Origin of the sequence: Roseibium suaedae, from assembly GCF_900142725.1 — a bacterium.
GTDB classification, from domain to species: Bacteria; Pseudomonadota; Alphaproteobacteria; order Rhizobiales; family Stappiaceae; genus Roseibium; species Roseibium suaedae.
In genome coordinates, this window is the sequence record NZ_FRBW01000002.1 from 1121380 (window position 1) to 1134460 (window position 13081).

Genomic DNA, 13081 nt, shown 5'->3' on the forward strand with positions numbered 1-13081 from the left:
ACTTGAAAAAGCTGTCAGTTGAGCCAGAGGTCGATGAGCGCCGCCTCAACGGTCTGCTTGCCGCCATTTTCAACGCCCGTCGCCCATAAGCCGGCGCCTGCAGCGTATCCGCCAGGAGCAAGACCGCCCGTCTCGCACTGGCTGACTGCCCGGATGCGCTTGCCAGCTTCGGCCGCCCGGCTCAAGGCTTCGAGAACTGATGGGTCAGACATGGCCGTGCCTGAGCCAAACACCCGCAGGACGGCACCATCGAGCACCGAAAGCGATGTGGTTAGAAGATCTGCGGGCATTCCAGGGGACAAGGTCAGAACACCGAGCTTGCGCTGATCGAAACGCCGGACCTTGGGACGTTCCAGCGGATCCTGCGGGATCGAGCGGAACGAGTTGGCCGCATGGCTTTCGTGTTTGACGAGACCATCCGCCTGCAGCAGCTCTCCCGAAAACGCGAGTTTAACCCCCTCTCCGGCGTTGCGCAGAGCGGAAATGGCAAGATCCAGATTGGCTTCCGCATCCCCGTCCATATGCAGTGGCACCATGGACCCGCACATGACAACCCGGCGGCCCAACCCCGTCAGCGCCAGCGACAGAGCCGCGCCGGTATAGGCCATCGTGTCCGTGCCATGGGTCAGCAGAACATCCGCATCCGGCTCCGCGTCAATCACGTCGAGCATCTCGTTCCAATGGGAAGGCCCCACATCGGAACTGTCCAGCAGCGGACGGAACACATGGGTCTTGAGCTCTTCTCCCTGCGCAAGACGCTGACGTACAGCCTCCTCCACCAGACCATCGACTGGGGTGAGCCCCTGCGGCGTGTGGCCCATCGCAATCGTGCCGCCAGTGTGTATCAGGAGAACAGTCATTGGATGTCTTGTGCCTCTCGCGTCAATCACCGCAACATCGCGGCCACGCCCGCTTTCGGGTGCCTTATTCCGCCAGCAGGCGCGGAAGATCAAGAGGGGCCGAAAACAGAAAATGCCGGGCTGCGACCTGCAACCCGGCATCTGATCTTGAAGGACGGCTCCAATGGAGCCGGCGCCCTGTTACTGGGCCTTGGTCTCGGCCTTGGTCAGCGCCAGACGCGGACCAGCATTCTGATCGACCACTTCCGGCTTGGTCGTGTCGACTTCGCCGCTCCAGCCACCGCCCAGCGCCTTCTGCAGGGAGATGTAATAGGTGGTCAGCAGGACCTTGCTCTGGATCAGGCTATCCTCGGCGGAATAGAGCGAGCGCTCCGAATCCAGCACATCAAGGAAGCTGACGGCACCCGTCTGGTAAAGCGACTGGGACAGAGAGGCTGCACTGCGATAGGAATCGGTCGACTTCTGCAGGCTGCGCAAACGCACCCGTTCATGGGAGAAGCCAACGAGCGCATTCTCGACATCTTCAAGTGCACCCAGAACCGCGCCCTTGTAGGCCAGGAACGACTGGTCACGCTCTGCCCGGGCGAGATCCGCAGCAGCTGCCAGCTTGCCGGCATTGAAGATCGGTACGGAAAGCGTCGGACCGAAAGACCAGCTGATGGAGGAGTTCTTGCCAAGATCGCCGAACTTGGCAGCCGACGTGCCGATGCTGCCTGTCAGGCTGATGGCCGGATACTTGGCGGCTTCAGCCGCACCAATCAGCGCCGTAGACTGGGCCAGCTGACGCTCGGCCAGACGGACGTCAGGACGGGTCAGAAGCACGGTCGCAGGCACACCTGACGGCATGGGCAGACGCGGCGTCGGGATGCTTGCCACACGCTTCATCCGGTCGGTCAATGCGGTCGGCTCGCGGCCGGTCAGCACGCCGAGGCGATGAACGGAAGCGGCAAGAGCCGTCTGCAACGTCGGAATGTTTGCCGAAGTGCTTGCAGCCTGACCTTCCGCGTTGGCAACGTCCAGACCAGAAGAGGAACCGACCTGGAAGCGGTTGCGGGTCAGCTTGGCCGTTTCGTTCTGAGACGCAGCGGTGCGCTGAGCCAGGGCGATACGGGCCTGATAGCCGCGTGCTTCCACATAGTTCGTGGTCACGTCGCCAATGAGGGTGAGCAACGTTGCACGCAGTTCTTCCTCGGCAGCATCCAGACCATATTTTGCGGCCTCGGACGCCCGGCGGTTGGCGCCGAAGAGGTCAAGCTCCCAGCTGGCATCAAAGCCTGCGTTGAACAGGTTGCCAACCGTACTGCTGGACCCGCCGGAGCTTGCCGACTTGCTGCGCGTGGCACCTGCCGACCCATCCAGAGACGGGAACAGCGCACCGTTTGCCTGACGATAGCTGGCACGTGCGCCGCGCACGCTGGCCTTCGAACTCCGCACATCGAGATTGTTCTCGATGGCTTCCTCGATGAGCTGGTTGAGCAGCGGATCACCGAGCTTCTTCCACCAGAACGCAAGTTCCGGCGGACGGGAAGGCGTATCCGCATTGGCATTCCGCCAACTCGAGGACAGGGGCATGTTCGGGGTCTGATAGTCAGGACCGACTGCACAGCTTGCCAGCAGCAGCGCGGTTCCAGAAATCAGACCAGCATATTTCACACCTCTGACCAGACCACCGGCACGGGACCGCGTCGCGGACTTCATCGGAACGTTTTTACGGAACATGGCGACAGAACACTCATTCAGCAGGAGAGCTGGCATCAGGAGAAGCCGGCGCGGTGGTGGCAGTCTTTCCGCCGAAGACCTTGCGGACGACGACGAACAGAAGGGGGGCAAAGAAGACGCCGAGCACTGTAGCAGCGATCATGCCGCCCATCACCCCGATGCCGATGGAATTCTGAGCTCCAGACCCGGCCCCGCTCGCTGTTGCCAGCGGCGTAACGCCGAGGATGAAGGCAAAGGATGTCATCAGGATCGGACGCAGGCGCTGTTTTGCAGCTTCCAGGGTGGCGTCGATCAGACCACGGCCCTCGTTCTGGCGTTCGATGGCGAATTCCACGATCAGGATCGCATTCTTCGCCGCCAGACCAATTGTCGTGAGCAGACCCACCTTGAAATACACGTCGTTGCTCTGGTCGAACAGGAGTGCTGCGGCAAGCGCCCCAAACACACCGATTGGAACAGACAGCATGACCGCGAAGGGGATCGACCAGCTTTCATACAGCGCCGCAAGGCTCAGGAACACGACCAGGATGGAGATCGCATAAAGTGCGGTCGCCTGATCGCCGGACAGCCGTTCCTGATAGGAAAGACCCGTCCATTCATGGGCATAGCCAGAGGGAAGCTGCGTCATCAGCTCATCGATCTGGTTCATCGCATCACCGGAGCTGACACCAGCCCCTGCCTGACCCTGGATCTGCACGGCCGAAGACCCGTTGTAGCGCTCAAGCCGCGGCGAACCGTAAGTCCAGCGCGAAGTTGAGAACGCCTCGAAGGGAACCATGTCACCATTCGAATTGCGCACATGCCAGAGTTCAAGATCCGATGGCTGCATACGGAACGGCGCATCCGACTGGACATACACCGGCTTCACGCGGCCACGGTCGATGAAGTCGTTCACGTAGGAACTGCCCCATGCGGTGGAAAGCGTGGAGTTGATGTCGGAGAAGGACAGATCCAGAGCCCGGGCCTTTTCGCTGTCGATATGGACCGAGAACTGGGGAGTGTCTTCCTGACCATTCGGACGGGTGGCAGCCAGCTTGGCGTCTTGACCTGCAAGACCAAGTAGCCTGTTTCGCGTGTTCATCAGGGCTTCATGGCCAGCGCCATTGATGTCCTGAAGATAGAAGGTGAACCCGTTGGTGTTGCCCATGCCCTGGATCGCCGGAGGCGCAAGGGCAAAGACGCGGGCTTCCTTGATCTGCGAGAAGGCACCCATCGCACGCCCGGCAACTGCCTGAGCTGTCTGGGCAGGAGATGTCCGGGTTTCGAAGTCCTTCATGCGCACAAAGGCCAGACCGACGTTCTGCCCCTGGCCGCCAAAGCCGAAGCCTGCGACCGTGAACACGCTTTCAACCGCGTCCTTTTCATTCTCCATGAAGTGGCCCCGGACCTTGTCCAGAACACGCAGCGTGCGGTCCTGTGTCGCGCCGGTCGGCAAGGTCACGCTGGCAATCAGGATGCCCTGGTCTTCTTCTGGCAGGAACGAACCCGGAAGCTTGGTGAACATATAGCCCATGGCGCCTGCAAGGATCAGGAACAGGACGAAGAACCGCTTGCTGCGCTTCAAGATCCCGCCGGTACCAGCCTGATAGGCATTGGCCGTGCGGTCAAAGTTCCGGTTGAACCAGCCGAAGAAACCCTTCCGCTGACCGTGATTGTCCTGCTTCTTGAGGATTGTCGCACAGAGTGCAGGCGTCAGGATCAACGCTACCAGAACCGAGAGCACCATCGCCGAGACGATCGTCACCGAAAACTGGCGGTAGATGATACCCACCGAACCACCAAAGAAAGCCATCGGAATGAACACGGCGGACAGAACTGTCGCGATCCCGATCAGCGCGCCCGTGATTTCCTTCATGGATTTCAGCGTGGCTTCCTTGGGTGGCAAGCCTTCTTCGGCCATCACGCGTTCAACGTTTTCCACCACCACGATCGCATCATCAACCAGCAAGCCGATCGCGAGCACCATGGCGAACATGGTCAAGGTGTTGATGGAATAGCCGAAGGCCGCAAGGATCCCGAAGGTACCAAGCAAAACCACTGGAACGGCGAGGGTCGGAATGAGGGTTGCGCGGATGTTCTGCAGGAACAGGAACATCACGAGGAACACGAGCACGATGGCTTCAATCAGAGTGCGGGCAACTTCCTCGATGGAGAGCAGCACGAAAGGCGTCGTATCATAGGGATAGACGACTTCGACGCCCGCCGGGAAAGTCGACGACAGACGATCAACGGCGGAGCGGACAGCTTCAGCCGTGCTGATGGCATTCGCGCCGGTTGCCAGGCTGATCGCCAGACCGGTCGCCGGCTTGCCGTTGTAAAGCGCGGAAGTCGTGTAGCTTTCAGCACCGATTTCAACCCGCGCAACATCGTTCAAGCGCACAAGCGAACCTTCGCCGGTGGACTTGAGAATGATGTCACGGAACTGCTGAACGGTCTGGAGACGGCTGCTCGCGGTAACCGTCGCATTGAGCTGCTGACCACCGACCTGCGGCAGACCACCGAGCTGGCCAGCAGACACCTGGGTGTTCTGCGCCTCGATGGCCGAAGTGACATCGCTGGGCATCAAGGAGTATTTGGTCAGCTTTTCCGGATCGAGCCAGATACGCATGGAATAGCCGGAACCGAAGAGCTGCGTCTCGCCCACGCCTTCGACACGCTTCAAGGTGTCGTTGAGCGTGCTGTCGACGTAGTCGGCAAGGTCAGTCTGCGTCATCCGGCCGTCGTTGGAAACGAAGCCAAGCACCATCAGGAAGCCCGAGGTGGACTTGGTCACCGTGATGCCGTTGTTCTGAACCGCCTGCGGCAGCTGGCTCGTCACAAGCTGAAGCTTGTTCTGAACCTGCATCTGCGCAACGTCCGGATCAGCTTCGTTGGTGAAGGTCAGGGTCAACTGAGCCGAACCCGTCGAGGACGAGGTCGCAGTCATGTAGTCGAGATAATCGATCCCCGACATACCCTGTTCGATCACCTTGGTGACCGAGTTTTCAACTGTTTCGGCATCTGCGCCCGGATAGGTGGCATTGATGTTCACAGTCGTCGGAGCGATCTGCGGGTATTGCGAAATCGACAAGCCGGTGATGGCCAGAAGGCCGCCCAGCATCGTGACGATCGCAATCACCCAGGCGAAGATCGGCCTGTTAATGAAGAAAGCGGACATCAGCGTTATTTCCCGTCAGAGTTCCCGGAGGCCGTGCCCCGGGTCCGGACTTCACCGGTCGTCTCATCGATCGTGACCGGCACAGTGGTGACTTCCTGGCCAGAGCGCACAAACAAGCTGCCTTCGACGATGACGCGTTCACCGTCCTTGATGCCGTCGGACACCAGCCAGTTGGTGCCGATGTTGCTCTTCACGTCGAGGATACGCTCTTCGACTTTCCCCTCGTCATTGACGAAAAGAGCGACAGCTTCGCCGCGGGTGTTGCGGGAAACGCCGCGCTGGGGAACCAGGAAGGAATCCTGGGCAACACCCTCTTCCACGATAGCGCGGGCATACATGCCCGGCAGAAGAAGGCGATCCGGGTTGGGGAACTCGGCGCGCAGAGTGTAAGTGCCGGTGGTTTCGTCCACATAGGCTTCGGAGAATTCCAGGCGCCCATTTTCACTGTAGTCTTCACCGGTTTCCAGCTTCAGGCGGACCTGAACATTGTCACCGCTGAGCTTCACCCGGCCGTCCCGGACTGCCTTGCGCAGGTTCAGGAGATTGGTGCTGGACTGAGTCACATCCACATTGATCGGATCAAGCTGACGGATTGTCGTCAGCGCGGTGGTCTGGTTCGCCGTTACGAGCGCACCGACCGTCAGGGACGACTTTTCAATGCGGCCGGAAATCGGCGCCTTGATCTTGGTGTTGTCCAGGTTGATCCGTGCAGCTTCGACAGCTGCCTTGGCTGCAGCTACGTCCGCCTTGGCTTCAGCAAGCGCTGCAATCGTGTCATCCAGGTCCTGCTTGGCAACAGCGTTCTGCTTGATCAGATCCTGATACCGGTCAAGCTTGGTCTGGGCGCTCGGGACAGAAGCCTCGGCCTTTTCCAGATTGGCAAGGGCGCTGTCATATTCGGCGCGATAGGTCGAATCGTCGATCTGGTAGAGCAGCTGCCCTTCCTCAACTTCGGAACCTTCCCGGAACAAACGTTCCTTGACGATGCCGCTGACCTGGGGACGAACCTCGGCGATCAGCGCCGCGCTGACGCGACCTGGCAATTCGGCCGTGATGGCAACAGACTGCGGATGCAGTTCGACAACACCAACTTCAGGCTTGCCGCCCATTGCCGCAGGTCCTGCGCCTGCCTTCTTGTCGCCGCCTTGCTCGTTACATCCAGCAAGAGCAACAGCGGACAAAAGCGCTGCCGCGGTTGCGACCTTGAATTGACGGGAAAAACTAAACGCCTTGCCCATTGGAGCATTCTGCGTACCGGCACCGCTAATCACGTCACACACCTGCCACGTTCATTGAGTTTTAGGAAACTTGCGAGTACCATTAATGTCGAAGCGAGGGGCGAGTCAAATGATAATCGCGAGTGCTGGGGGAACTTTTTAAGATGAATGACCGAAATGACACATCCTTGTCGCCCCAAACCTCGAAACCGGCAAACAGGAAAATTGTATCAATATGTAATCGTCGCGGAAGACCAAGAATTAATGACGATTGCGAGCTAAAATCTGCGATCATTGACGCAGCGCTTAGAATATTCGTCGATCATCAATATGCCGGAACGACAATGGATCTTGTCGCTTCGCACTGCGGCATTTCAAAAAGGACCTTGTACGGTTACTTCCCTTCGAAGACCAGCCTCTTCAAGGAGATGATAGATACACACCGCACAGCCATCATCGCCCTGCCGGGTAACTACGATCACCTTCCCCTGGAGGAGGCGCTGATGGAAATCTGCCGTTTCAACCAGACCGAAGAGGAGTTCGCCCGCCAGAACGCGATTCTCCGGGTCTTCTTCATGGAAACTCCCGCGACTGAAGAACTGGACGAGATGATCACGGAACATGGTGGTGTGAATACACACACGCTCCTGACCGACTGGATCACCGATCAGGTGGAAAAAGGCCGGATCGAGACAGATGATGTGTCTGCAGCGGCAAAAATCCTGATCGACATGATGATTGCGGTGCGTGTTGCCATGCCGCTCACCTGTCCGGGAGTGCCCGAATCTTTCAGCAATGATCTCAAATACCGAAAGACGCTGATGAAAGTGATTGCCCGCGGTCTTAGCCCTCGCTGAGAACGAAAGACACGCGCGGAAACAAAAAATGCGCCCGGGGCAAAGCCCAAGGCGCATCCATTGAGTGTCTCACGAACAGATCCCTGTCCTTCGCATCAGGAAACGACCGGGAGGTCCCAAGATGAAACTGGCGGCGACCGCCAGTTCCTGGACCTCCGCGCGATCAGATTTCGCTGATCGAGACCGCACGCTTTTCAGCGATCGACTTGAGAGCAGCTTCTGCAATCAGGAGCGCCGCCAGTCCATCCTTGCCGTTCGGACTTGCCGGGGCACCGCCGTCGACAGCCTTCACGAAGGCCGCAATTTCAGCTGCATAAGCTTCGGTGTAGCGGGTCATGAAGAAATCATGCAGCGGCGGACGGGTGTAGCCTTCAGCGGTCGCCACCTCGATGGAAACCGGACGCTGGTTCTCGGCGCTCACCGCACCCTTCGCACCATGAACTTCAATGCGCTGATCGTAGCCATAGGTCGCACGGCGGGAATTGGAAATCGTGCACTGCTTGCCGCTGGCCGTTGTCAGGATGACGGAAGCGCTGTCGAAATCGCCCAGACGACCGATTTCCGGATCCACCAGAGCCGAACCGGTTGCCATGACGCTGTCGACTTCTTCACCCAGCAGGAAGCGGGCCATGTCGAAGTCATGGATGGTCATGTCGCGGAAAATGCCGCCCGAGGACTTGATGTAGGAGGGCGGCGGAGCACCCGGATCGCGGGACGTGATCTGGACCATCTCGACTGCACCAATACGGCCGGCATCGATCTCGGCGCGAACTGCGCGGAAATGCGGGTCGAAACGGCGGTTGAAGCCGAGCATCAGCACAGCGCCGGTTTCCTCGACAACCTTAAGGCACGCACGCACGCGTTCCACGGACAGATCGACCGGCTTCTCGCAGAAGATGGCCTTGCCGGCGCGGGCGAAGCGTTCGATCAGGTCGGCGTGGGTATCCGTCGGGGTGCAGATGATGACAGCATTCACATCATCCGAAGCCTCGATCGCATCGATGCTGCGCACATCTGCGCCATATGCGGCAGCAAGAGCCTGGGCAGCATCCGCAACTGCATCAGCGACGGCAACAAGACGCGCACCTTCGGTGGCTGCGATGGCCTTCGCGTGAACCTTGCCGATGCGGCCCGCACCGAGCAGCGCAACGTTGAGCGTCATAATCTGTATCCTCCCGGAAGAACTTGGCAGGACCGGGTCTCCGGTCATCAGGGTTGCCAGCTTGGAATAAAAATTCCAAAATCACTTTCAATAGAACGTGTCAAGACCGAAAAGACAACCGATGACGACAGACCCGGCACCGCAGACCATCGACGCCTTCATTGAAAGGCTCGGGGAAAGGGCAGATTCCCTGCCAAAGCGCCTGAAGCAGTGTGCCGATTACATTGCCGCCAATCCGGACCGGGTCGCCGTTTCAACCGTCGCGGAACTGGCTGCAGGCGCGGATGTTCAGCCATCCGCGTTCATGCGCTTCTGCCAGGAGATGGGCTTTTCTGGTTTCTCCCAGATGCAGAAGCTGTTTCGCACAGATTTCTCGCAAAAATGGCCTGATTACGGGACACGTCTTGCAAAGCTGCGTGAGCATGGCGGAGAAACCCCGTCGGCTCTCCTGGCCGAATTTGTCGAGGTTGGCCGGGCATCCCTCGAGAACCTGATGAGTTCCATTGACCCCGCAGCGCTGGAAAAGGCGGTGGAAACCCTCGCAAAGGCGCGGACTATCCATCTGGTGGGCTTCCGCCGGGCGTTTCCCGTTACCTCCTATCTCGCCTATGCGCTTGAAAAGATGCAGGTCCCAAGCGTCCTTCATACCGGCATCGGCAACATCCGCTTCGATCACACAATCCAGAAGGGCGATGCGGTGCTCGCGGTCACCTTTGCCCCCTATTCCGAGCAAACCCTGGAAATCGCAGAGGCCGCACAGCGACAGGGTGCGGATCTGATCGCCATCACCGATCTGGTCACAAGCCCCCTTGTCCGGATGGGAGCAACCAGCCTGCTGGTCGTCGAGCTTGATGTCGGCGACTTCCGTGCCCTCTCCGCAAGCTTCGCGCTCGCCATTGCGCTTGCGGTTTCAGTCGGTGCCCGTCGGGAAAAAGCCTGACATAGAAAAATTTCATTGCGCGATTCTGGAATTGGAATTTATATTCCATTTCATGGCCGAGCCCGAGGAGTGGCTGGCCATAGAAAATTTCTGACCGGCACTCCGGTCAGGTCAAATGTTCTGGGAGGGACACAATGAAAAAGACATTCCTGGCAATGGCAGCCGCCGCCCTTGCCCTGACTTCGGTAGCAATGCCAGCTCAGGCTGAAGGCGAACGTTATGTTCTGGTCAGCCACGCTCCGGACAGCGACAGCTGGTGGAATACCATCAAGAACGCCATCAAGGTTGCTGGCGACCAGATGGACGTGACCGTTGAATATCTCAACCCGCCGACGGGCGACCTTGCCGATATGGCACGCATCATCGAGCAGGCGACCGCTTCCAACCCGAATGGCATCATCGCGACGATTGCAGACTATGATGTTCTGTCGGGCCCGCTGTCCAATGCTGTGGCCAAGGGCATTCCGGTCATCACCATCAACTCCGGCTCCGAAGAGCAGTCCAAGGCCATTGGTGCCCTGATGCATGTCGGTCAGCCTGAACACGCAGCAGGTATGGGCGCAGGCGAAAAGGCAAAGGCAGCCGGCGTCACCAAGTTCCTCTGTGTAAACCACTACATCACCAACCCGGCTTCAGTTGAGCGCTGCCAGGGCTATGCCGATGCGCTTGGCGTCGAGCTCGGCAACCAGATGATCGACAGCGGCCAGGATCCCGCTGAAATCAAGTCCAAGGTCATGGCCTATCTGCAGGCAAACCCGGACACCAACGGCATCCTGACCCTCGGGCCGACCTCTGCCCACCCGACCCTCGCCGCCCTTGAAGAAATGGGCAAGTCCGGCACCATCCACTTCGGCACCTTCGACCTTTCCAGCGAAATCGCCGCAGCCATCAAGTCCGACGTCATTGCATTCGCCATCGACCAGCAGCCCTACCTTCAGGGCTACCTGCCGGTCGTGATCCTGACCAACCTGACCCGCTACGGCGTTGTTCCGGGTAACTCGATCAACTCGGGCCCCGGCTTTGTCACGAAGAACAACATCGGACTGGTCGAAAAATACGCAGGTGAGTACCGCTAAGGACAAGCCTTCCGCTTAGGCGGACCGGCGTCACGCCCCATTGTGTGACGCCGGAGCCTCCCCTCGAGAGGCATTCATTCCATCAGGATCACCAACAGCGTTAGCTGCTCTTGCGGGAGCAGACAGTCGGACGGCCCGGGCTCAGCTCGCGGCTGGCAGGAGGATGCAATGGCTGAAACCAGCGGCCAGACACCCGAACAGATCACCGCAGCGATCAAGGACGAGCGGCTCCGCGAGATTTCTCCGCTGCGCAAGGCCCTGATCCGGCCCGAGCTTGGCGCTATCTGCGGCACCGTTCTCGTCTTCGCCTTTTTCCTTTCCATCGCGGGCAGCAGCGGCATGTTCGCCCCTGAAGGCATTATCAACTGGGGCACGGTGTCCGCCCAGTTCGCGATCATCGCGGTCGGCGCCTGCCTGCTCATGATCGCCGGGGAATTCGACCTCTCCGTCGGCTCGATGATCGGCTTTTCCGGTATCATCATCGCCTTGATGACCGTGCAATGGGGCTTCCCGGCCTGGGTCTCGATCCTGACCGCCTTTGCGCTGGCACTGCTGATCGGTGCCCTCAACGGCTATCTGGTGATCAAGACCGGACTGCCTTCCTTCATCGTCACGCTCGCCTTCCTCTACATCCTTCGCGGCCTGACCATCTTCATTTCCATCACCACCACCCGCAAGACCATCATCGGCGGCGTGCGCGAAGCGGCGGAAGGCGATCCGATTGCCTGGCTGTTTGGTGGCAAGGTCTTCAACGGACTCTTTGTATGGCTCGCCGACATGGGGGTCGTGGGCAAGTTCGTTGCGGGTCCGAAGGCTGGCCAGCCGGTCGTTGAGGGCATACCCATGCTGCTCATCTGGGCCCTCCTCCTGATCATCGTCTGCCATATCCTTTTGACCCGCACACGCTTTGGAAACTGGATTTTTGCTGCAGGCGGCGATGCCCAGGCTGCACGCTACGTCGGCGTTCCCGTCGACCGGGTGAAGATCCTGATGTTCATGCTGACCGCATTCTGCGCCACGGTCTTTGCGACCTGTCAGGTCATGGAATTCGGATCAGCTGCTGCCGACCGCGGTCTGCTGAAGGAATTCGAAGCCATCATCTCGGTCGTGATTGGCGGAGCGCTTCTGACAGGCGGCTATGGCTCGGTGGTCGGGGCAGCCCTCGGCGCACTGATCTTCGGTGTCGTTCAACAGGGGCTGTTCTTTGCAGGCGTGGAAAGTTCCCTCTTCCGCGTGTTCCTCGGGGTGATCCTGCTGCTGGCAGTGATCCTCAACACATACATCCGCCGAATGATCACGGGAGAACGCTGACATGACGACTCCCCTTATCGAACTCGTCAACATCGAGAAGCAGTTCGGCCCGGTCATCGCCCTGAACGGCGTGTCAGTGTCGGTCCTGCCCGGCGAATGCCACTGCCTGCTGGGCGACAACGGAGCTGGCAAGTCCACCTTCATCAAGACCATGTCCGGGGTCCACAAGCCCACCAGGGGCCAGATCCTGATGGATGGCAAGGAAGTGAAGTTCGACAACCCGCGCGAGGCCATGACCTCGGGCATTGCGACGGTCTATCAGGACCTCGCGATGATCCCGCTGATGTCCGTGACCCGGAATTTCTGGATGGGCCGCGAACCTCAACGTCGGGCTGGCCCCTTCAAGTTCTTCGACTTTGGCCTCGCCAATGCAGTGACCATGGAAGAAATGGCGAAGATGGGCATCCATCTGCGCTCTCCCGATCAGGCTGTCGGCACCCTGTCAGGCGGGGAACGCCAGACCGTTGCCATCGCGCGCGCCGTCTATTTCGGCGCAAAGGTGCTGATCCTCGATGAGCCGACCTCGGCACTTGGCGTGCGCCAGACCTCGAATGTGCTCGCCACGATCGACAAGGTCCGCAAGAAGGGCATCGGGGTTGTCTTCATCACACACAATGTGCGCCACGCCATGGCGGTCGGAGACCGTTTCACGGTTCTAAACCGGGGCAAGACGCTCGGCACAGCAAGGAAAGGCGAAATTGCAGCGGAGGAGCTGCAGGATCTGATGGCGGGAGGTCAGGAATTGGCAGAACTGGAAGGTTCCCTCGGCGGAACAGTTTGAC

The 13081-nt window shown here is 59.4% G+C and carries 10 protein-coding genes; 5 read left to right on the forward strand and 5 right to left on the reverse strand.

Annotated elements, in window-relative coordinates:
- Window positions 1–14 precede the first annotated feature (14 nt).
- From BUA94_RS12135 to BUA94_RS12150, 4 genes are all read right to left on the reverse strand, one after another.
- A complete protein-coding gene (locus BUA94_RS12135; RefSeq protein ID WP_073013361.1) occupies window positions 15–860 on the reverse strand; it encodes an asparaginase domain-containing protein in 846 nt (281 codons plus the stop codon).
- Between the two features lie 180 nt (window positions 861–1040).
- A complete protein-coding gene (locus BUA94_RS12140) occupies window positions 1041–2579 on the reverse strand; it encodes an efflux transporter outer membrane subunit (protein ID WP_235860543.1) in 1539 nt (512 codons plus the stop codon).
- A gap of 13 nt (window positions 2580–2592) precedes the next feature.
- On the reverse strand, window positions 2593–5736 hold the full coding sequence (locus tag BUA94_RS12145; RefSeq protein WP_073013364.1) for an efflux RND transporter permease subunit: 3144 nt from the start codon (window positions 5734–5736) through the stop codon (window positions 2593–2595).
- Between the two features lie 5 nt (window positions 5737–5741).
- Window positions 5742–6974 (reverse strand): efflux RND transporter periplasmic adaptor subunit, encoded by a 1233-nt coding sequence (locus tag BUA94_RS12150; RefSeq protein WP_084081966.1) that lies wholly within the window; start codon window positions 6972–6974, stop codon window positions 5742–5744.
- A gap of 143 nt (window positions 6975–7117) precedes the next feature.
- Between BUA94_RS12150 and BUA94_RS12155 the strand changes: the two genes are divergently transcribed.
- Window positions 7118–7810 carry a TetR/AcrR family transcriptional regulator gene (locus tag BUA94_RS12155; RefSeq protein WP_139251102.1) on the forward strand — a complete coding sequence of 231 codons (693 nt, stop codon included), beginning with the start codon at window positions 7118–7120 and terminating at the stop codon, window positions 7808–7810.
- Between the two features lie 163 nt (window positions 7811–7973).
- Here the strand turns inward: BUA94_RS12155 and iolG are convergent, their stop codons facing one another.
- Window positions 7974–8972 (reverse strand): inositol 2-dehydrogenase, encoded by a 999-nt coding sequence (gene iolG / locus BUA94_RS12160; protein ID WP_073013369.1) that lies wholly within the window; start codon window positions 8970–8972, stop codon window positions 7974–7976.
- Between the two features lie 121 nt (window positions 8973–9093).
- Between iolG and BUA94_RS12165 the strand changes: the two genes are divergently transcribed.
- The 4 genes from BUA94_RS12165 to BUA94_RS12180 all read left to right on the forward strand — a co-directional run bounded on the left by BUA94_RS12165 (window position 9094) and on the right by BUA94_RS12180 (window position 13080).
- Window positions 9094–9912: a MurR/RpiR family transcriptional regulator gene (locus BUA94_RS12165; protein ID WP_073013371.1), complete on the forward strand. Its 819-nt coding sequence runs from the start codon at window positions 9094–9096 to the stop codon at window positions 9910–9912.
- Between the two features lie 134 nt (window positions 9913–10046).
- The gene (locus tag BUA94_RS12170) at window positions 10047–10988 is read left to right on the forward strand and encodes a sugar ABC transporter substrate-binding protein (RefSeq protein WP_073013373.1); all 942 of its coding nucleotides are present in this window, start codon (window positions 10047–10049) and stop codon (window positions 10986–10988) included.
- Between the two features lie 168 nt (window positions 10989–11156).
- Window positions 11157–12299: an ABC transporter permease gene (locus BUA94_RS12175; RefSeq protein ID WP_175558033.1), complete on the forward strand. Its 1143-nt coding sequence runs from the start codon at window positions 11157–11159 to the stop codon at window positions 12297–12299.
- A 1-nt stretch (window position 12300) separates the two neighbouring features.
- Complete coding sequence (locus BUA94_RS12180; protein ID WP_073013375.1) at window positions 12301–13080, forward strand: ATP-binding cassette domain-containing protein; 780 nt, start codon at window positions 12301–12303, stop codon at window positions 13078–13080.
- Window position 13081 lies beyond the last annotated feature (1 nt).